The organism is Enterovibrio makurazakiensis, from assembly GCF_050336585.1.
Lineage (GTDB): Bacteria > Pseudomonadota > Gammaproteobacteria > Enterobacterales > Vibrionaceae > Enterovibrio > Enterovibrio gelatinilyticus.
In genome coordinates, this window is sequence record NZ_JAKJSE010000040.1 from 17976 (window position 1) to 38595 (window position 20620).

The 20620-nt window shown below is 47.9% G+C and carries 19 protein-coding genes; 4 read left to right on the forward strand and 15 right to left on the reverse strand.

Annotated elements, in window-relative coordinates:
* Positions 1 to 29: 29 nt before the first annotated feature.
* The 6 genes from L4D06_RS23870 to L4D06_RS23895 form a co-directional block, all read right to left on the reverse strand.
* Complete coding sequence (locus L4D06_RS23870) at positions 30 to 1940, reverse strand: vWA domain-containing protein (RefSeq protein ID WP_429741904.1); 1911 nt, start codon at positions 1938 to 1940, stop codon at positions 30 to 32.
* Positions 1933 to 2898 carry a vWA domain-containing protein gene (locus L4D06_RS23875; protein ID WP_274165878.1) on the reverse strand — a complete coding sequence of 322 codons (966 nt, stop codon included), beginning with the start codon at positions 2896 to 2898 and terminating at the stop codon, positions 1933 to 1935. Before L4D06_RS23875 ends, L4D06_RS23870 begins: the two co-directional genes overlap by 8 nt.
* Positions 2891 to 3394 carry a DUF4381 domain-containing protein gene (locus tag L4D06_RS23880; protein ID WP_429741906.1) on the reverse strand — a complete coding sequence of 168 codons (504 nt, stop codon included), beginning with the start codon at positions 3392 to 3394 and terminating at the stop codon, positions 2891 to 2893. The genes L4D06_RS23875 and L4D06_RS23880 overlap by 8 nt, the downstream gene beginning before the upstream one ends.
* 25 nt (positions 3395 to 3419) lie before the next feature.
* Positions 3420 to 4397 (reverse strand): DUF58 domain-containing protein, encoded by a 978-nt coding sequence (locus L4D06_RS23885; RefSeq protein ID WP_274165876.1) that lies wholly within the window; start codon positions 4395 to 4397, stop codon positions 3420 to 3422.
* On the reverse strand, positions 4394 to 5350 hold the full coding sequence (locus L4D06_RS23890) for an AAA family ATPase (protein ID WP_274165875.1): 957 nt from the start codon (positions 5348 to 5350) through the stop codon (positions 4394 to 4396). The genes L4D06_RS23885 and L4D06_RS23890 overlap by 4 nt, the downstream gene beginning before the upstream one ends.
* Positions 5351 to 5599: 249 nt before the next feature.
* On the reverse strand, positions 5600 to 6106 hold the full coding sequence (locus L4D06_RS23895; RefSeq protein ID WP_429741909.1) for a DUF3087 domain-containing protein: 507 nt from the start codon (positions 6104 to 6106) through the stop codon (positions 5600 to 5602).
* 295 nt (positions 6107 to 6401) lie between these two features.
* Between L4D06_RS23895 and L4D06_RS23900 the strand changes: the two genes are divergently transcribed.
* Complete coding sequence (locus L4D06_RS23900) at positions 6402 to 7358, forward strand: hypothetical protein (RefSeq protein WP_429741911.1); 957 nt, start codon at positions 6402 to 6404, stop codon at positions 7356 to 7358.
* Between the two features lie 82 nt (positions 7359 to 7440).
* Here L4D06_RS23900 and creD read toward each other — a convergent pair whose 3' ends face one another.
* Positions 7441 to 8877, reverse strand: coding sequence for a cell envelope integrity protein CreD (gene creD, locus L4D06_RS23905; RefSeq protein WP_429741912.1), 1437 nt, complete (start codon positions 8875 to 8877; stop codon positions 7441 to 7443).
* A gap of 212 nt (positions 8878 to 9089) precedes the next feature.
* On the opposite strand from creD, the gene L4D06_RS23910 reads away from it, so the two are divergent.
* Complete coding sequence (locus L4D06_RS23910) at positions 9090 to 9458, forward strand: hypothetical protein (RefSeq protein ID WP_429741914.1); 369 nt, start codon at positions 9090 to 9092, stop codon at positions 9456 to 9458.
* A gap of 140 nt (positions 9459 to 9598) precedes the next feature.
* On the opposite strand, the gene L4D06_RS23915 is transcribed toward L4D06_RS23910, so the two are convergent.
* The 3 genes from L4D06_RS23915 to L4D06_RS23925 form a co-directional block, all read right to left on the reverse strand.
* Positions 9599 to 10282, reverse strand: a complete 684-nt coding sequence (locus L4D06_RS23915) for a hypothetical protein (RefSeq protein ID WP_429741916.1) — start codon at positions 10280 to 10282, stop codon at positions 9599 to 9601.
* Positions 10283 to 10329: 47 nt separating this feature from the next.
* Positions 10330 to 13266, reverse strand: coding sequence for a vWA domain-containing protein (locus L4D06_RS23920; protein WP_429741918.1), 2937 nt, complete (start codon positions 13264 to 13266; stop codon positions 10330 to 10332).
* 269 nt (positions 13267 to 13535) lie between these two features.
* Positions 13536 to 13676 (reverse strand): hypothetical protein, encoded by a 141-nt coding sequence (locus tag L4D06_RS23925; protein WP_274165867.1) that lies wholly within the window; start codon positions 13674 to 13676, stop codon positions 13536 to 13538.
* Positions 13677 to 14177: 501 nt separating this feature from the next.
* Here L4D06_RS23925 and L4D06_RS23930 point away from each other — a divergent pair.
* On the forward strand, positions 14178 to 15779 hold the full coding sequence (locus L4D06_RS23930; protein ID WP_429741920.1) for a trypsin-like serine protease: 1602 nt from the start codon (positions 14178 to 14180) through the stop codon (positions 15777 to 15779).
* Positions 15780 to 15900: 121 nt separating this feature from the next.
* On the opposite strand, the gene L4D06_RS23935 is transcribed toward L4D06_RS23930, so the two are convergent.
* Positions 15901 to 16194: a DUF6506 family protein gene (locus L4D06_RS23935; RefSeq protein WP_429741922.1), complete on the reverse strand. Its 294-nt coding sequence runs from the start codon at positions 16192 to 16194 to the stop codon at positions 15901 to 15903.
* Positions 16195 to 16450: 256 nt separating this feature from the next.
* Here L4D06_RS23935 and L4D06_RS23940 point away from each other — a divergent pair, with 256 nt between their 5' ends.
* The gene (locus L4D06_RS23940) at positions 16451 to 17164 is read left to right on the forward strand and encodes a phosphatase PAP2 family protein (protein WP_429741924.1); all 714 of its coding nucleotides are present in this window, start codon (positions 16451 to 16453) and stop codon (positions 17162 to 17164) included.
* Positions 17165 to 17197: 33 nt separating this feature from the next.
* Here L4D06_RS23940 and L4D06_RS23945 read toward each other — a convergent pair whose 3' ends face one another.
* The 4 genes from L4D06_RS23945 to L4D06_RS23960 are packed head-to-tail and all read right to left on the reverse strand — an operon-like array spanning position 17198 to position 20592.
* A complete protein-coding gene (locus tag L4D06_RS23945; protein ID WP_429741926.1) occupies positions 17198 to 17773 on the reverse strand; it encodes a hypothetical protein in 576 nt (191 codons plus the stop codon).
* Positions 17773 to 18354 carry a hypothetical protein gene (locus tag L4D06_RS23950; protein WP_429741928.1) on the reverse strand — a complete coding sequence of 194 codons (582 nt, stop codon included), beginning with the start codon at positions 18352 to 18354 and terminating at the stop codon, positions 17773 to 17775. Before L4D06_RS23950 ends, L4D06_RS23945 begins: the two co-directional genes overlap by 1 nt.
* Positions 18351 to 18896, reverse strand: coding sequence for a sigma-70 family RNA polymerase sigma factor (locus L4D06_RS23955; RefSeq protein WP_429741930.1), 546 nt, complete (start codon positions 18894 to 18896; stop codon positions 18351 to 18353). The genes L4D06_RS23950 and L4D06_RS23955 overlap by 4 nt, the downstream gene beginning before the upstream one ends.
* Positions 18897 to 18915: 19 nt before the next feature.
* A complete protein-coding gene (locus L4D06_RS23960; protein ID WP_429741932.1) occupies positions 18916 to 20592 on the reverse strand; it encodes a vWA domain-containing protein in 1677 nt (558 codons plus the stop codon).
* Positions 20593 to 20620 lie beyond the last annotated feature (28 nt).

Genomic DNA, 20620 nt, shown 5'->3' on the forward strand with positions numbered 1-20620 from the left:
GACTGGTTTGCTTATTGGCATGACCGTGATCACCATGAATTCTCCGCAGGCTTGGGCATGTCTTTTTCACGCGCTTGAAGCATCAGCTGGGCGCGAATGAGCGCGGCAGTATCATCGTTCACTTGCTCGAGCTTTTTCAGCACAGGGTGGTTGGCGGTTAGCGCATCGCTGCCGCTTCCTGATTCGCCAGATTCAGATGCTATCGCAGCGGGCTGATCGCCTTCTTCCTCGCTCTGCTCAGTTGTTCCTTCCCGCCCTTCCTGCTGCTCTTGCTCACCTTGTTGCCCTTCTTGGTCTTGTTCACCGTCTTGGCCTTGAGCTTGTTCTTGCGGGTCAGAATTGGCTTCGCCTAGCTGTGCGTCGTTGCCTTGTTGCGATTCGCCATCTTGCTGGTTGGCATCAGCGTTCTGCGACTGGCTTTGATCCGATGACGAGCTTTGTTGATCAGACTGCTGGTCTTGCCCTTGTGAATCTTGGGGCTGACCTGATTGGTCACCATTTTGTGGTTGATCATTTTGCTGACCGTTTTGCTGATCTTGAGATTGGTCGCCTTCACCGTCTTGCTGCTGGTCGCCGTTTTGATTCTGATCTTGTTGCTGTTGCTGTTGCTGCTCTAGCGCCTTCTTCACAACGTCCAAGTTGTGTTTTGCATCTGCATTGTTGGGATCTTGCTTCAGTAGCGATTCGTAGGTTTCCTGTGCGGCTTCTAAGTCGCCCGATTGTGCAAGGGCATTGCCGAGGTTGTATTGAGAAACCGGATCGGTCAGCGTGGATAAAGTCTCAATCGCGCCATTGAAATCGCCCGCTTTGTATTGAGCGATCCCTTTCCAAGAAGGAGAAGTAAATGTGCTTGCAGCTCCTTGATAATCCCCAGATTCGAACTGTTCGTAAGCCTGCTGGTCATCGGTTTTAAATGCCGCCGCAGAGACGGGTTTAATTGGCATTACAACAAACAGAGCCACCAATACCACACCTTTTCTAAAGCCAAATAGCGATAGCAACATGATAGGAATGATCAGCCAAAACCCATCGTTAATGCGCTCTTCGATGGTTTTGTTTTTGCCGTCCGCTTTTCCGTCGAGCGGTTTGGCAGTGAAGGCGACTAAGTTATCGACATCGCGATTTGAAGCTTGCCAAATCTGCAAGATTCCACCGGTTTTTTTGGTGATAGCTTGCAAGGTATTGAGATCGAGCTTGGCGATAACTGGCGTGCCATTTTGTTCCAGCATTTTTCCGTTGGGTAGCTTGATTGGTGCGCCTTGTTGGGTGCCAACTGCTAATACGGATACGCGATAGTCACTGCCATCTAGTACTTTAAGCGTGGCGTTGGATTCGCTTTGGCTCAATCCATCGGTGATCAATACAATGTCACCTTGCGCATATCCGGCTTGTTTCAATAAATCCATCGCTTGGGTAATACCTGCAGCAGCATTGCTACCGGGGATTGGCATGATTGCCGGAGACAGATTCGGGATCAGGTTTTTTAGCGTGGCAGCATCTTCGGTGAGTGGGCTCACGATATACCCGTCACCCGCATAGGTCACCAAACCTGTGCTGCCTTCTTTCCATCCCGGTAACATGTCGAGCGCTTTGAATCGTGCTTGCGAGAGACGATTAGGAGCAATATCGGTGGCATACATGGAACGTGACATATTCATGACTAACACACGAGCGCCGGCAAGGTTTACCGCGGGTAGCTCGGTCTTTTGCCAGCTAGGGCCAGCCAATGCAATGACAGAGAGCACCCATGCAGAAGCCAATACCACAGTGGGCCAGCGCTTGGGTTTATTGTTAGTGGTTTGGTTGCCTGACAGCAGCGCCGAGAGATGCGGCGCGATCAATCCCGATTTTTTGGCTTTCCCTTGAACCCAAGGAAGGAGTAAGGCGAGCGGCAGCAGTGCCAGCAGCCATGTGGGATGCATAAACGTAAAATCAGCCATGACGTCTCCTTAGTACAACGATGACGACAGACAACGCCAGTGCAAGCCCAAGCGGGAAGCGGAACAGCTCGTCTCGTGGTCGCCATGTTTGTTGGACGGTCGAGATAGGCTCTAACTGGTCGATGAGTTGGTAAATCGTTTCTAGCTCTTTTCGGTCGCGGGCGCGGAAGTATTCACCGCCGGTCATTTTGGCGATCTCGGTGAGCGTTTTTTCATCCAAGTCCTGCGAAGGATTCACGCGACGAGAACCAAAAAAGCTGCGCTGAATCATGCTGTCTGCACCGACCCCGATGGTATAAATGGTCACATCGTTGTCTTTCGCCAGTTGCGCTGCCTCCAATGGGTCAATCACACCCGCGGTGTTTGCGCCGTCACTGAGCAAAATAATCACTCGCTGCGGGGCTTGGCTATCAATGAAGGTTTTGGTTGCAACACCTAGCCCTTCACCAATGGCAGTGCTTTCGCCAATCAGTCCTAACACGGCGCGTTCGAGTTGTTGTGCCACGGTATTGCGATCAAGCGTTAGCGGCGTTTGCAAATAGCCATGATCGGCAAACAGCACCAAGCCGACACGGTCGCCTTCGCGTTTAGTGATGAAATCCGCAAGCACATCTTTGACCGCAGACAAGCGATCTGTGGTGCTGCCGTTGGACATCACCATGTCTTCCATCGCCATTGAGCCGGATAAATCGACTGCCAGCATCATGTCTCTATGCTCGGGTTGGATTTGTATTGGGTCGCCATACCAAATCGGTCGTGCAGCTGCGACCACCAAGCTGACCCAAAATAAGGTCATGATGATGGGCCTAAAACGGCTGCGCTGGTGTTGACCACCCAAACCTGTTGGCAAGCGCGGCAAATGAATGGCAGCAGGTGTAGGAACAGGCTTGGCCAGTTTATAAACGAGCAAGGGCAAGGGCAGCAGAATGAACGCCCACCACCAGACAAACTCAAACATGGTTTGCCTCCTTGCTGTTGATTACGTTCAACGAAGCTTTAGGCGGTAGCGCATGCTTGAGCCAATGTGCCGCCAAGGTTCTGCACTGAGCCAGTTCGCTATCTGTTAGCCCCTCTTTGGCAAAGATGCCTTTTTGCCACAGTTCGTCATGAGCCATAAAGCTGTGTTTTGTGGCGGGCAATTGACTGTCGAGAAATGCCAACCATGGAGTGCCTGTCAGCTTCGCGACATGATCGCGATCGAAATAGCTCAAAGCAGCGCGTTTTAGCAACGCGTTAATCTTGGAGAGAGAGTCTGATTGCGTGAGTTCAACGAGCGCTTCATTTCTAGCTTGAACGCGTTGCGCTCTTTTGCGCAGTAAAATGGCAGCCAGCAATACCGCTGCTAATAACGCGACAATCAGTAACCACCAGCCCCACGCGAGCGGCCAGAGCCCAGGGGCATTCTGGAGCTGTATGTCAGCCAGTGGTAATGCATTTGAGGGTGAGTTCGTCATGGTTATGACAATGCCTTCATCGTGTTTAACCTAGTGTTGTGTTCGTGGCGCGCACACTGGCGCGTCGCGTGCTGCCAATCTGCTGCAATAACGGCTGTGAGGCGCTGATCGTATGCAGAGGTATCGCCAAGGAACGTGCCATGTCAGCAATGAATTGCTGGTGGCGCTGGTATTGCTGCGCTAACCCTTCTCGGGTTTTACGGGCAGAAAAATCCAGCCATGCCGTGTTGCGATCGTCAGAGACCCATTCATGACCACGAAACGCGGTTTGCCCTTGTTCGAGAGGATCGGATATCTGCACAAACTGAATACGATTGTGCTGGCGAAGCTGACTCAACCTGCGTTTATCGTGCTGTGAAAGGGCGTAAAAATCACTAATAATGGCGATCTCGCTGCCTTTGGGGCACAAATGATGCAAATGGCGAAGCGCCGCTTGCCAACCTTCGTTGGATGCAGCGTGACTTTCCGCCGCCAGCATTTCTTTATGGGATTCCATTAGCGCATGGATGATCTGCAATGTGCCTTGTCGTCTTGCCGTAGGCTTGCATTCGCGCACTTTGATTCCGTTGTAAATTACCGCGCCAATGCGATCTTGCTGGCTGACCACCAACCAACTGAGCAAGCTGGCAAAATGGGTGGCTTGCACCGATTTGAGCATAAGTTGCGAGCCAAACTTCATGCTGGCACTGAGATCAACCATCAGCATCACGGGCTGTTCACGCTCTTCGGTAAACAGCTTGGTGTGGGTTTTTCCGGTTCGTGCTGTTACCCGCCAATCAATGGCGCGAATGTCATCGCCAGATTGATAAGGGCGCACCTCGGAAAAATTCATGCCTCGCCCTTTCTGGCGACTGCCGTGCTGACCGCTTAACTGCGACCAAATGCTTAACGCAGGCGGAAGCCAGCGCACTGCTTGTTTCTGGTAATGCAGTAGCTCAGCCAGACCCACGTTGACGCCGTCACAGTGTGGAGGCAAAACCGCGGTGGTGTCTGTCAGGCTCATACGCTGGCGACCTGCTCAATCAAGTGTTTCACCACGCTGTCGGCGGCAATGCCTTCGGCTTGTGCTTCATAGCTTAATAGCAAGCGGTGACGAAGCACTGGGTAGGCCATGGCTTGAACATCGTCGGGGGTGACGAAATCTCGACCTGCTAACCAAGCGTGTGCACGGGCACAGCGATCAAGCGCCAAGGTTGCTCGAGGGCTGACACCCATTTGCAGCCACGCGGTTAAATCATCGCTGTAGCGATGAGGTTCACGAGTCGCCATGATCAAACGAATAATGTATTTCTCAACATCCTCAGCCATGTGAATGCCAAGGACTGCCTGACGCGCCTCGAAAATACTGTCCTGTTTCAGCAGCACGGGTTCTTGTTTTTCCACGCCTTGGGCTTCGCCGCGATTAAGACGAAGGATCTCAAGTTCGCTATCGGCGTTGGGATATTCCACGTTCAGTTGCAGCAAAAAACGGTCAAGCTGAGCCTCTGGCAGGGGGTACGTGCCTTCTTGCTCAATGGGGTTTTGCGTTGCCATTACTAAAAACAGCTCTGGCAAAGCATAGGTCTTGCGACCTGCTGTGATTTGCTTCTCCGCCATGGCTTCAAGCATGGCTGCTTGCACTTTGGCGGGGGCACGGTTGATTTCATCAGCCAATAATAAAGAATTGAAAATCGGCCCTGGCTGGAAGGTGAATTCACCAGTTTCAGGGCGGAAAATGTCTGTGCCCGTCAAATCGGCAGGTAACAAATCTGGCGTAAATTGAATGCGGTGGAAATCACCCTCAATACAGTCCGCGAGCATTTTGACGGCGCGAGTTTTTGCTAGCCCCGGCGGCCCTTGCACCAAGATATGACCGTCAGCCAATAAAGCGATAAGAAGCTGTTTAACCAGTTCAGGCTGGCCGATAACCTGACTTTGCAGGTAAGCATTAAGGCGTTGAAATGTATCAGATAACATAGATATTCTTGTCCTTGGATATTCAAAAACAAAGGAAATTGACCTGTTTGAGACCGCGTGACGGTGCAGAGGTTCACTGTGAATGAAAATGGAGGTGATTGGGTCCGCTTTCAAGGGCTGAGGGAGGGGGAATCATTGATTTTTAGTGAAGTATCAGAAAGGCGGCCTCTACTTGTTGGTGTTCATTCAACGTTGTGTTGATGCTGAATCACCGTTGGAGGCAAACCTTAGAGTGCTCGGCGCCTTCGATCAAAACGCCTTTAGTGATTCTGAGCGATAGTTCGTAATATCTAACGTCACATTGTATTGCTGAGTCCATTCATCAAGCTTTGATTGTGCGTCATTGAGGCTGCTCATGGTGATGGTGTTGTCATCAAGTTGCCACAACTGGCGGGAGCCTGCGTAGCTAAATTGTAGCGCCAGCATGGCATCAGCATTGCCTTCTTTGGCTGCGGCAAGCAGTTTTCGGTTTTTACGATAGATTAGGTTTAACGCTTGTTTAAGATCCCAAACATAGGCCACTTCGCGCATTTTAGGGTGTGTTTTTAGTTTGAGTAGCGTTGCCACCAAGCCCACAGTACTGACAATGACACCGAGTAAGTTCCAGTGAAAATGGCTGCCAGATTCATCTGGGAAGAGGTAAATCAACGTCTGAGAGATCGCCAAGCTTGAGATTGCTAAGCTCGCGATACAAGCGACAATCACCATGTTTAAGCGTGAACGGTAAAGTGCTTTGTCGATCTTAATCAGTTGCATGTGTTATCCATGGTTCGTGGTCTGCCTCGAAGCATACACTCAAACAACCTGAAGATACTTGATTTCAGAGGCTATCAGCGCGTTCAATTCAAGGCAAATTCTTGTAGAAATAGTCATTCTATCTCACAGGAATTTTATTCACCTTTCAATACTTTGAATAAGGGATACTTTGTCTCAAACCGTATCCTCTCATTGTCAGCCAAAATAACAATGCGGGATTCAACACGCAGACTGTAGATACATTGGCGTGATTACCACGTAAACTGCGGGGATTCGTTCTCGTGTAAAAACCGCCATGCATACTGACTCACATTCATTAGACTCACACTCATTGATAGATATTCCATTCAACCTGCGTCATATTTGCTGGTTTTGTGGTGAGCCCGCCTCGAAAGTCCTGCCATTTCCTCGCCGAGCTAACAAAAGCGTGGAACATCCGATGCTGGCTCTACCTGCATGTAAAGAGTGTGATGCGTTTAGCCACCCTCGTGACATCAATTCGATTTGGCGGTTACGTGCGCATCTTAAACAAGCGCTTATCTCGAAATACACCAAGCATCTTGCCATCGGCGAAAACTGGACAAGAGAAGAGCTTGAAGATAGCGAGTTTTCAGGATCAATTCTGGGCGGTTTTGGTGAAAGTGCATGGCACATGTATGAAATCGCCAAACAGCGAATCGCGTTTGAAGGTTGGCCACTGATCGTCGACGGCCTTCCGTTAGACGACATGGATGACACAAGCGGTTTTGAATTCAACGGCATGCGCTATTCTTCACTCAGTACGTGTATTGAATTCTTTGTAAGCGGAACAAGCGTTGATAAAGAATTGCTCACACAATTGGTTGAGATAGTCACACCGACGCGATTTGATTACGCCTTGAAAATCGCCAAATTGAACAAACGAATTTCGCCTGCTCGTCGTACTCAAATCATCGACGATATTGCCGTTCAAGAAGCGGAAGACCGCGAAGCCGAACGTATTCGAACTGCCCAAAGCGTCCAAAACCAGTCCATTGTCGAAGTCACGGTGTCAGGCATTATCGCCCCAACATTCGCGATTCAATGGGCGATGGAAAAAGGCGCGCATACGCTCTCTGAACTTTGCCCACTTGAAGATGATTACTTTGATGATTTCCAACACCTAGGCGGCGCAGTCGCTTTCGCTACATACAACGGTTTGCAGTTGTATTTAGAAGCGAGAGAAGACGACGCGTGGGTCGAGGCCAATGATCCCAATAGGGATCTATGGTGAAATATATTGAGAAGGAGAGGGCGGCATTGTGGATTTCGAATCTGTTCTATAGCCATTATCCACCCTCCTTCCATTCTGACGGTTACCCTCCTTTCCGCGTCATAAACATCAAGGTCAACAACACAGCCACCAACAAACCACTGCCCATCAGTAAGGCGTAATCTTCGAGTCGCAGGATGGAATATAAGAGAGCATACAAACCTATAAGCATGGAAAGCATTATCACGCCTCTTCTCACGCTGCCCGTGGCACTGCCTACATACGCGGGAATGCTGACCAAAGGAATACTCGCCGCCGCCAAAAATGCCATAGTGAAACTCATGTGTTCAGAAAGTGCTAACAGCACCAGATAAAACAGTGTCATGGCAGCGCCGACCATGGCGTATTGCAGCGCTGACAAACTTTGTGTGTTGTCCTTCTTCACGCCGAGTTCAAACATCATCAAGACGATAAACGTCAGGGCAACAAATAGCAGGCCGTACTTGAGTGATCGCTCAATTTTTCCGTAGTGTGTGTTTGGCTGAAACAACTGAGTATAGGCATTGGCTTCTTCTAGATTCACGTTGGAAGAATCCACAAAAACTTGCGGATAGTTCCGGCTTAAATGGCTGATGTCCCATTCTGCCGAAAAGCCACCTTCGTTGATGTGTCGTACTGAGGGCAACGCGCCGCTAAAGCTTGGATGTGGCCAATCTGTATGAAGTTGGAATGTTGAACTCTCGCCCAAAGGCAAAAAGCCGATACCCTGCGAACCGCGAAGGCGAAGCTTAAAATGTAGCGTAAACGGCATTGGTGTTTCAGCCAAAGAGACAGGGCGATGAAAGCCCCTTTGTAATGCGTTCGTGTTTAACCCTGTTCCTGACATTAAACTTGCATCGGAAGTCGCCCCTTCACCCGTCACTTCAAACACATCGACGCCATCAATCGCCTTGTTAGCGGACAAACCAAATGCCAGTCGCGCTGCGTCAAAATAAAAGTGCTCGAGGTTTGTAATCGTCGGAAGGTCAAAAGCAAATTGTGCTTCTCCTTCAATCACGCTTTGATACACCAACGACTGGTAGATACCTCTTGTGCGAAAATCATGCGTCAAGCCCGACTGTAATGATAGGTTTTTCGGGAGAATGACTAACTCGTCGTGATGGCGAACACGACGTTCCCGCACTTCACCTTCAGTGGTTTCTACCTCTTGCACAACAATGTAGCTGTAAGGCAGCACCAGCACTGGCCCAGCTAAGGTTTGCTCACTTCCCCAAGACTGACCAATTTCATTTACCACATCTTTGTACAAATACTCTCGCTCATTCGCCATATCATGCACCATGGACAGCGGTACGATCGCCAGTAAGCAAAGGGTCAAAGCCAGCACGCCTTTTAATAGCAGAGAACTACGCGCATGTACTTCTGGTAAATCGAGATTGATGTTTAATCGGTTTACTCCCGTTTTTACTAATACAAATGCACCAAAACCAAAAATGGCGAGCAGCAAGAGGGCTAATAGCCCGAAGAGTAATTCCGTCATGAGTCTTCCTTGCGAATTGATGAGCCAGTGATAGTCGAGAAGACATTAAACCAAAGCAGCGAAGTCACAGGCTGGCAATGTGGTGATCAATTGTGGCGAGAATATGGCGAGCGGGATTGTTGAGATTGTGAGTGTTTGTGAACAAGCTCAAAAATAACCTCTATATCAGAGTGATATATTCTGCTTTCGATGACCTTTTTATAGGAAAAACCGTGAACAAAAACCAACAGTTCGGACGTGACATCGCTGAAAGGGTCTATGAACAGCTAATTCAAGGAAAAGCGCTTGATTACGTTCACTATGGTTATTGTGGTGTTGGTTTTGTTAGCGAGGGAGAGTTTATTCATTACACCCACTTCGATGAATGGCTGACTTGGCAGCTGGGTACCGAATATCAACCAGGCGGGGAGCATGTCGGCATTGTCAGAACATTCATTTCGAAATCTGAATTTGTCGAATGGCTTGCGATACAATCTGACCATTCCTTATCAGGGGCAGAGGCCAATGACGATTGGTATACGAATAATCAGAGAGTTACCAAAGCCCGATTGGAGTGGTTTTTGGCAAAGTTTGAAAGTTAGTGCCCAGTCTGACTCAGTTCCGAGTCGGCTTGTTCAATGCTTGAGGTTCGACTTCTAACTCGTTTTCCCACATCCCTACGCGTGTTCAATATCAAGGTCGCTTGTAGTTTTGATATATCTGAAATGTGTTAACAATCGATTTATTGAAAATACAGTGCAAACACCGTCACCGCACCGATCAAGCCGTTTATCGCCAAAGCGGAGACTGCCAAGAGGGGCAATGTGTTTTCTCGTTGTTTGGCTGTCCACTTTATTCTTATTTGAAAAGGTAGAAGAAAAGCGGCCAAAGCCATTTGAACCAGAAAAATGAGGGAAAGAGGCTCATACCACTGTAATGAGATCGTTTGGTGTTGAACAACCAGGAGTAATGCTCTGCCAATGGTTTGAGGAATGTTAAGAATGAATACGAAGATGAACCCACTTATCAAAGCACCCGCTGAGAAGATAGGGTTTTCTCTTACAACGGAATAGAGAGATTGTAATGTGACCATGACAACCAACCAAAGCAAAAGCAAAACAGCCAGATAAGTTAAGGCTGTAAATACCTGTATGGCGTTTTCTTCTAAACCAGCAAAAACAGCCAGTAATGCATGTAAACATATTACTGCCCCTGTTGCGCTGGCAATGACCTGAATAACGTGCTTCGACCATTGCAGTTTGGCCTTTTTAAGGTAATAACAGAGATAAACTGGGGTTCCTACACTGAGAACTGTTAATAGGATGCTTTCGCCTAGCCTGGACTGAAACTCGAACCAATAAAAAAAAGAGACCAGCAATAGTGATATGAAAAGTAGTATCCATCGACTTTCTTTCATTTTCACCACGACTGGTCTCCTGGGTATTTAGCGCCTATTGGTCATTTAAAGCTTGTTTACAGCAAGTTAAGCTCTGCAATTGCTTCATTTGCCTTTGCTGTCATTGCTTCAACATCTTCAGTTGGGATAAGGAAGCCGCTTAGTGCTGCGATCCACTGGTTGAACTCGGCGAGATAGCTCTGCGCGACAGGGAAGTCACTATTTGCGATATGAACATCTATGATATCAAGACGATAAAGCAGCATGCTTTCGATGGAATCAAAGATATCTGCCGCTTTCACGAGATCTCGCAATTCAGTCATCAAGCCATAGATGTCTATTGGGCTTTCTTCTACCGTCAGCACACAGTCTGACTGAACCATGTAGTCAGTACCTGAAACGTAGAGGTTGTAACATTTTGCCTCGACAGATCGAGCAACATTGAAGTTCACTGTTGCTAGCTGTCCGCTGAAATCGCTCAATGTACCTGCTACACGGAAACCCGTTTCGTCACCAAATTCTACTGATTCACTGCCAGTCCAACTGACGTTTAGCAGTTTCACATCGACCGCTTGGCCTTTATTGTTGGCGACTAGGATATTGGGTGATACGGATGAAATCACTGGAGTCAGAGCTGCTTTGAGTGCCTCTTCTAGTGCTTCGGCAAAGCGTGTGCTGTCACCGAATTTAATTTCAGGTACGTAATAGAAGTTGCCATTGACGTCATTAGTGAATGTTGAATACACCTCGTAGTCATTCAGCCCAACATACGGGTTATCAATGACTTCAATAACATATTCTGTGGGTGTCGAGCTTACTGAACTTGCGGTGACTTCGATATACAAGTTATCTGTTTCTAGCTGTTCAAAATCCCACATCCATTGACGGACATTATTGTAATTCGCCCTTACCCTATCTTGTGCTCTATTGGTTACTGCATCAGCTTCGACAACCCGCACGTTTAAGCTAACACCGAAATTGTTAAGCTGTTTAACGTTGAGGGTCTTTTTGCCTGCGCTCACAAGTACTCGGAAGTTATCAATACGGTCGGTATGATTGTCATCCTGAACAAATCCAATGTATCGCAACTGGTTCGCATCATTTTCAATCAAGACGCGTCCGTTTTCTAACCCAAAGTCAGACTCCCAGTCGAGACCATCAAAAGTTGATGAAGCACTAAATGCTTTAGGTTCAGCACGAAGTAAGCGAGGCTCTGCTTGCGTTAGCGCCATTCGAGCGCTTGCACTTGAACCGTCACAAGTCCGTGAGAGCAAAGTGGTCAGTTTCCCTCGTTTTTTCAGAATTTCACTTTTTGCACGAGCGAGGTCGGCGAGCGAGTTTGACGAAGCATCTGTAACAAAGATAACTGACGCTCCTTCAGCCATTGTTTCAGCTGCTTTGATAAGCGCTGCGCCTGAGCTTTCAGGACAATCACCGCCACCACTGGCGTAGATTGAACTGACCGCACTGATAATATCAGCGCGTTGACGCGTAATTTTGCGGTTGGCTACGTTATCTTTGAATGTGATCAATTGGTACATTGCTTCACCGTCTTCATAACCTTGCAGGAAGGCAGTCAGTTGGTTTTTAACCAGATTGATTTCACTGCTCATGCTGCCAGTATCGTCGACGACCAGCACCACGGAAGGCTTTTCACAGGTAGAAACAACGTCACTGCTTCCACCTGGGTGAAATGCTTCTACATCGACACAAAGCGGTTCTGACGAAGACGCTGACACATATTCGTCAAACGTGGCGTCAAATGAACAAATGCCATCGGCACACGCTTCCAGCCAAGGTAAAATGGTGGAAACAATGCGAGAGCCTTGTTCTGTATCATGGTAGAACGATAGGCGATAGCCAAATGGTTTATCTGAGGAAGTGATGTCTTCCCACTTCACAGAAATTTGGTCAACCGAAGACAACTCAAGCTCTCTTACTGGCTGTGGTAATGCGATAGGGTCACAATTGTCACTTTCACTGTAACCGGATGCCCAGCGGTGCGGGCCAAAATTGAGGAGCTCTTGAATTCGCTCTTTTGAGCGAGCTCGATCTTGGCTTTCAATAATAGGAACGCCATATTCTGGTAGGTTTATCGATGTACCATACATTTCTACGTTCGGATAAAGTTCGCAGTTTTTATATGGATTTTTCGCAAGATATGAGTCTTTTATGAACCAGCCATTTTGCGCCTTATCTACCCTCAATCTCGGGCCATGAGGCGCCTTGCTGTCGCCATTTGCTCCCCATGGTGCAGAGAAGTTCAAGACAGAGGTTCCCGGTGAGGAGTTCAAAGCAATAGCGTTGGGAGCGCTGACTGTTTCTTTCTCACCTCGGTGGTAATCGGTCGCTGAAATAGGAGAGCCAAACTTGGTTTCACCGCTATGTGCGTAGCTACCATGACCACCATTAGAAACGTAAATAAGTGGCGAACCGCTTTCTTTATTCACGTTGGACCAGTTGTATTTATTCGCTTCATAGTGGGTGGAATAGACCGCATCAACAGGCTTTGAGTCTTTATCAAAGAAATAGGCGACTGATTCCCAGTCAGAGATGTGGGTACCTAGCCAAATGTTATTGATGTAATAGAGCCAGTATTGTCTGGCGTGAGGGGTCTGATTCCAAAATGGATTGTAGAAGTCTTGAAAATAAACAGTCGGTTTCAGACCAGCCTTTACAAAGTAGGGAGGATAAAAGTCATGAATTCCAACCTCTGATGAGGTGAACCTATCTTTATCCAACGCCGCATTCGCTTTCGCAGCTGAGAGCTCATAGCCTGATGTGAAAATGTATTCATTCAGAATACTCCCACTCTCAAGGATTAACGAAGCGTCCATTGGGACGTAGTCGTGGTAGGGATAGCCATCAGAGTTTTCAGAGAAATCGACGTACTTTCCTGGAAGTAAAGATCGCGATTCCGATAGCTTTAGCGTTGGATGGGGCAAATCTATCGATGCCACTGTAACATTCGATAGCAACAACGATGCTGCTACGAAGTATTGGTTTAGCTTCATGGTTAGCCTTAACGTTAAAAAAATGCAGCCCAATAAACAATAAGTTGCATAATAAGACTAATTTGATTGGTGTAATTGCAGCCCTTCTCGATATAACTCTGACTAATTACATTTCAGCTTCATATCAATATGACTTAAAGCAAAATAACCTGATGGCCTTCCTCTAGGTGTGTGATCTGAACTGACGGTGTCCCCCTGCATGTAAATGGCGCTCTGACAAACACAAAAAGCACCGAATAGTCGATGCTTTTTGGTTCCGGTTGGGCGCTTTATTTTACTCCGTCACTGTTGGTTTTTTCTTGTGCTTTCTGCTTAACAGGAAAATACAAATACGGCGGGAAGTTAACGATAAATGTCATGAATCGTTTGATGAACGCTGTTTTTGGTTTGTTTTGAGTGGGTGTCGACATGCGCAAGCTCCAAGTGTCCGTTTATATGCCCGTGCAATAAATCATCATTACGTTATGTAAAGTCGAGATTTACCGCCTGTTTTCATTGAGGGCTGTTGTTGTTTTTCGGGCATGTTACGAGGGGAGTCAGCGCATGAATACCGAATTTACGTTCCATTACAGTAGATTGCAAAAACTCACAGTGCTTGGCAAAAGTTGCGGTAAATCGAATGACTTATGAGCAAAAAGGCACGAAGGCGAGCCTACATGAATGGCATTGTTGAGTGTTGGAAGAGAAAGCAGGTGACGAAAGGTGCTCTGCTTTTTTTGCGATGCGCACGCTCCCAGTTTTATTGCAACATTCGTTGATTTAACGTGAACGATTTGACAGGCATTTGTTGTTCCCTCCCCAAATTTTTGGAAATGTAATCGATATTATTTGGGGAGTTATAACACCACTCACAAATAGAAAAGACTCTTATCCTTCATGTTGTTAGCGCCGTGAATCCTCTGCTTCTTTTAATGAGGAGCGATAAAGCTCGCGAATATTGCAAGGGGCAACGATTGAAAAAAAACATAAAAATAGCGCTGACCATCACTATGATGGCGCCATGTCTTTTGGCTGCAGAGACAATAACACCCAACACTGCTGATGTATCACCACGTATTGTTGGTGGCACTGATGCTAATCCTGCGGATTGGAAGTTTTATACCCAGATAGTGAACCGAAACAGCAACCGGTCATTTTGTGGCGCAAGCTATATTGGCAACGGTTTCGTTTTGACGGCAGCGCACTGTGTAGACACGGACGCCCCAAATCATATTGCGGTTAAAATTGGTGGGACTCGTTACAACGGCACCGATGGTACCCGGCTCGATGTGTCACAGATATATATTCATCCAAACTTTAATACGACGAATTTGGCGAATGACATTGCTCTGCTTAAATTAACAAGTGCTCCTGCAGGTTTGACGGCGGTCGATATCGCGAGCGGGTCGCTGTATCAATATGCTTCAGATGGTGATTCCCTAACCGTTGCAGGGCTTGGGCGTACTGCAGAAGGGGGGAGTTCACCGACTGTTTTACAGGAAGTCGATGTACCGTTGGTCTCCGATGCTGAGTGCCGTCTGGCAGGCGGGAATTACACGTCTATCGGTGGTGTTTCATTTTGTGCGGGACTCCCTCAAGGTGGAATTGATTCCTGTCAGGGCGATAGCGGTGGCCCAATCGTGATCAATCGAGGCGGCAACGTAACACAGTTAGGCATTGTGAGCTGGGGAATAGGCTGTGCGCGTCCAGGAAAATACGGTGTGTACAGTGATATTGCGGCGCTTAAGACCTTTGTCGATGACATTGTTGTTGGTGGTAGCGACAAAGTTCACGTGGCATTTGACGAGAATACAGTCCTGTCAGATTTCATCGTTGGAGAACCCAAACAACACAGTTTCTCTGTCCAAAATGCGGGCTTTTCGCCCTTCACTGTTGATCGATTAAGCGTTTCAGGTACGGGTGTTGCGACACCTCCGGTTATTGCCAAAGACACGTGTTCAAACACGACGTTGCAAGGTAATGAGTCCTGTCTGGTCGCTATTGAGTTTGGTGCGTCCGAAGTGGGTACAGCAACGGCAACCATGACGTTTGAAGTTGATAAAACAACCACCGTTTACAAGGCCACAGTATCAGCAACGGCCAATCCTACCTCAGGTTACTGCTCAACAGATTGGAAGGAAGACACTGTATACCTTCCAAAAGACACGGCAACGTGGGGCGGAAAGCTGTGGAAAGCCAAATGGTGGACGCAGGGAGAACATCCTTCGACGAGCGGCCCGTGGGGGCCTTGGGAAGAAATAGGCGTGGCTGATTGCGGTGTCACCACTCCTGTTGAACCGCCTGTCCAGCCACCTGTAGAACCGCCAGTTGAACCCCCTGTAGAGCCTGAGCCACCAACTACTGGGGATAGCTATGTTGCGGGAACCCAGTATGTAGCAGGTGATACCGTGGTGAATAACAACGATATTTATGAGTGCAAGCCGTGGCCTTACAACCTTTGGTGTGGTGCAGCGCCAAGTGCTTATGAGCCGGGTGTGGGCACTAACTGGCAAGATGCTTGGATAAAACGATAAACGATATTTCAGCCCTCAGCACTTGAGGGCTTTTTACATCCTCATGACTTGAATGACATCTTCCCAAACAACATGAACCTTGCTGAATCCTGCATCTTCAGGCTTTTCGGGTATAAACATATTAAGCTGACCCACCGAGCTTTTCCGCCTCTTGCTCCGAGAACCCTACATACCCAATAGGAATATCGCTGTCTAACCTAGCGATGATCTTCTCGGCACTTTCTTGACCAAAACCACCGCAAAGCTCGACCACTTGAGCGCCATTGGTAATGAGCTGTCTGGCTGCGTTTATTGCTTCTTCATCTGAACTCACGCCGAGAATTTCTGAACGAAACAAAGGAGATTCAATCACAGACCGATGCTGATCGTTCTGGTAATCCGGTGATTTTATGATGAAGCCGTAGCGGGAAATCATGGGGTGTCCTGAGCTGTGTATGCTCGTACTACATTAGCTTGTTGCCGGCATTTGTATCAAGTTTCGCGCTGAGTGATGACTGGGGCGGATATATAACACTGTCAGTGATGTGTTCTTAGACATGATGTCACCTGAGCGTGTTTTAGGCAGTAATGCGCGGAGAATTCACCGTATTCTTACACGCTGCTGCTCGCACGCCTGTAGACTGAGCGTCCAATTTCATCTTGTCTTTAAAAAGCAAAGGGTCGCCCTATTTATGGTTTTTCAGAAAAAATACGGATTGATATGTACTGTATTGCTTTGCCTGCTTTTGTCTTTATCTGCGGTTGTTTCAACGCGCTTTTCGTTTGTCGGTGATGTCAATAACACGCTGGGTGCCATGTTTTCTTTTGTGTCATGGTCGGCGGGCTCAAAAGGGTTTTTGTTCACCACGGCAGTACTCTGTAGTATTCCATTTTTTCTTCGGTGGTCTCGCCCGCGTGTGTTGGTCTGTTTGTCATGTTTTGCCTTTGTGCTTGGCGCAAGCTTCGTGACTAAAACCGTACTGAAATCCGTTACCAAAGAGCCTCGCCCTTACACTTATGTCTTGCAGGACTTAGGCTCAGTTGACTCTGCCGCTGCATTCTATGCATTGTCTAGCAGTGAGCGAGTAGATGTTATTGATACGGTGAAAGAGCGCGTGAGTGACTGGCGATTGCCGCATTGGGAAGGGGAGACGAACTATTCGTTCCCATCTGGGCACACAATATTCGCTGCATGCGCGGCGATATTCTGGGGTGCGATTTTATTGTCTGAAGGTTATCGAGTATTCGCTGTGATGCTGGCAATGTGGGCCGGGCTAGTGGGCATGAGCCGACTTTGGTTAGGCATGCATTGGCCGATCGATCTATTTGGTTCGCTTGTATTCGCCGCAGGGCTGTGTTTCCTCGTTCCATTTTTTGACCGGGCATTAGCGCGGCTGGGTTTATAGAAAATCAAGCTAGGGTGATGTGAGGGGATTTAGCTAGACATCAGACAAACTAAGGTCCTCACGCAGAATATCGCAGACAATATCGATATCATCAATACAATCAAAAACAGTATCATTGCTAAAATGTCGAGCAGACTCTCTCGCTGCATCGGAGTTAATGTCGAGTAGGAATTTTGTATATTTACTTTCTTTTCCTGTCCAAAAACGAATCGTTCCGTAGGACGCACCATAATATCGTGTGACTTGGATTTTTGTTTCAGGGGTGAATTCAATAGATTGGATGGTGCCAGAGCGTTCAATGATTGCCCGCTTATTAGTCAGTGCATAGACGGTATTTTTTCGGATTAACCTGTCATGTGTCTTGTTGCCATATAAAAAGTAATAAAGGGTCAACGCCAGAACGAAAACTGCCGAAATACTCGATAAGCTGCTATTCATGTTTATGACTGCGGTGATAACTAATGGCAGTCCCAGCATGACCAAAACCAATATAGAACCTATATTGATGTTGTCACCTTCGCGACTGATCATTCCCTGACGAGGCTGCCCGCACCAAAGAACGAATTCGGATGCTTCTAGCGGCGTGTTGAGATGACTATCTGAATTCATCATTCCTCCTCAAGAAGACGTTTTAGATGCAATGGCAGTTCACTGAGTAACTCTGGCTGCTCGTCCAGTTGCTCTTTAAGCAATGTGATGGCTTTTTGTTTCTCTCCCTTTGCGAGCAGGCTTTCCACTTCTTTGAATGGGTTGAGTTTAACCTTCATCTTCGCGCTGGATTTGGCCTGAGGTGCGCGTTGGAACTCCATTGACCGAGATGCTTCGCTAGGCAGTGATTTCAGCATGAGTTGCTCTTCAACGGGAGCCTCATCGGCTTCAAGGGTGGCTTCAACCGCTGCTTCGATTTCTAAGCTGTCTGCTTGCTGGCGATTCTGCTTTTGTATTGGTGCTTCCATCAATTCAATATGAGCAGGAGATTGAAGGCTTTGGTCGACCCATGTCCACGGCGCGAGCAAGGCGATAAATCCCACGGTTGCGGCAATTCCTGCATACGTCCACCAAGGAATGCGCTTGCGAGTCTGTGCTTGTGCGTAGCCTAAAATACGATTATTCAAGGCTTCACTTGGGATTTCCGTCGCGCTTTCCTTGTACAGCGCGACGATGTCTTCATCTTTGAATGGCGCTGTCATTGTCGTTCTCCCAGTTTTTTCGTCAGGCAGTCTCTTAATTGTTCCATCGCGTAGCGAAGGCGGGTTTTCACGGCTTCTGCTTTCGCGCCGACGATCTCGCAAATCTGTGCGGGCTCAAACCCCGCTTCGTGGCGCAGTAAAAAAGCTTCGCGTTGCAAGGGCGCTAACAAGCTCATGCAGGATTTGATGGCTTGATGTTTATCGCCGTCCATGTCGGGTGTATCTCGCTGTTCATCGTTTTGGGATTTGGCGTAGTTGTCTGACGAAAGGTTTTTACGGTGCTCATCAATCACCAAATGATGGGCGATATGATAGAGCCAAGTGGTGAACTTGGCGGCCGGTGTGTAGCTGTCCCTTTTATCAATGACGCGATACCACACATCTTGATACAGCTCTTCTGCACGGGCGTGCTGGCTCGCGCCAAGCTGCCGTAGGAAGTAGCGGTAAAGCGGATTTTTGTGACGTTTGTAGAGTTCAGCAAAGGCGCGCTGGTCGCCTTCGCTGAAGTTCACCATCAAGTTTTCGTCGCTTAGACTGTTCATTAAAAACTTAGGCTGTCCATTAAAGGTTTTGAGCTATCTCCACCAGGGTGATAAATTCACCGCGGTAATTGTGAGGGTCGTCTCCTCGGTTTTCTCGGGCGATATCGGCAATTTGACTGTAGGCTAAACCATTCACGTAGTGATTGTCCTTGAGCTTTTGCGCAAAGGCAGCAACTGCGGTAGCAAACTGAAAGTCGGAGCTCGCTTCTGTGAAGGCTGGCTTGCCAGTATGGCTCTTCACTGGATACGTTGTGAGCTTGCTTTGATCTTCATTTGGCAGTTTATATCTGACTTTCACCTGTGCCAGTTCGTCACCAAAGCCTGTTTTTGTTGCTTGCTTTTGCTGATAGCGAAGGTCGTCAATACGGCCTTTGTTGCCCACAAGGGTGACCTCATAGAGCGCAGTGACAGTATGTCCCGCGCCAATTTCTCCTGCATCGACCATGTCGTTGTTGAAATCTTCGTCGCGTAGTTGGCGGTTTTGATAACCAATCAAGCGGTATTCTTTGACGGCATTCGGATTAAACTCCACTTGAATTTTGACGTCTGACGCGATGCTTTGTAGCGTGCCACTCATCTGACGCAACAGCACTTTTTGCGCTTCATGCAGGGTATCAATGTAGGCGTGGTTGCCATCACCGATATTTGCAAGTTGCTCCATCATGGCATCGTTGTAGTTACCACGGCCAAAACCAAGAGTCGTCAGCGAAATGCCATTTTCTCTTTCCTCTTCCACCAAGGTTTTTAGCGCGTCTAAGCTGGTGACTCCTACATTAAAATCACCATCTGTTGCCAATACTACGCGGTTGACCCCTTCGCGAATAAAACCTTCTTTGGCTTGTTGATAGGCGAGTTTAATGCCGCTTTCACCGTATGTACCGCCGCCAGCCTGCAGGCTCTTTAGTGCGTTGATGATGGTGGTTTGCTCGCTTCCCTTTGTGGGTTTAAGCACGACAGAAGCGTTACCTGCGTAAGTCACCACGCTCACGTTGTCATTGGCACTGAGGTTTTTCACCATCAGCGAGAGACTCTGCACCAGCAATGGCAGTTTGTTGGGTTGGTTCATTGAGCCGGAGACATCCACCAGAAATACCAGATTTGACGCTTTTCGCTCGCTAACTGGAATGTCATAGCCTTTGAGGGCAATGCGTATCAGTTGATGTTCTGTATTCCAAGGTGCGGGTGCGACCTCTGTATTGACAGAGAACGGCTGCACCTTGGTAGTTGGTGTGGCGTAGTGGTAGTCAAAGTAGTTGATGAAGGCTTCTTCGCGAATCGCATCTGCAGGAGGTTTATTTCCCATTTTGAGGTAACTGCGGACATTGGCGTAGCTGCCTGTATCAACATCCACTGAAAAGGTTGAAAGCGGTGACGTCGCCACCAGCTTTGTGCCATTGCTTGGCGTGTCTAGGTAATTATCTCGATTCTCTGGTTCAAAGTAGGAGTCTGCGATTGGCATTGGCATGACCGAAAGGTGATTTTGCCCAACACGGGCATAGGCCATTTTTGCCGCAGGACGAGATGGCATCACATGCATGACATCTGCTTCTTCCGCTACCTCCACCATGATCTCTTCTTGAATGATTGGAGTGGATGAATCTGCGATTGTTTGTGTGTTGTCGCTGGTGGATTCTGAACAACCGATGATCACTGTGAGAGCTGCAGCAACTGCAATAGAGACTTGATTTCGCTTCATATACCGTTCCTTTTTTCTGTAGGTTTTT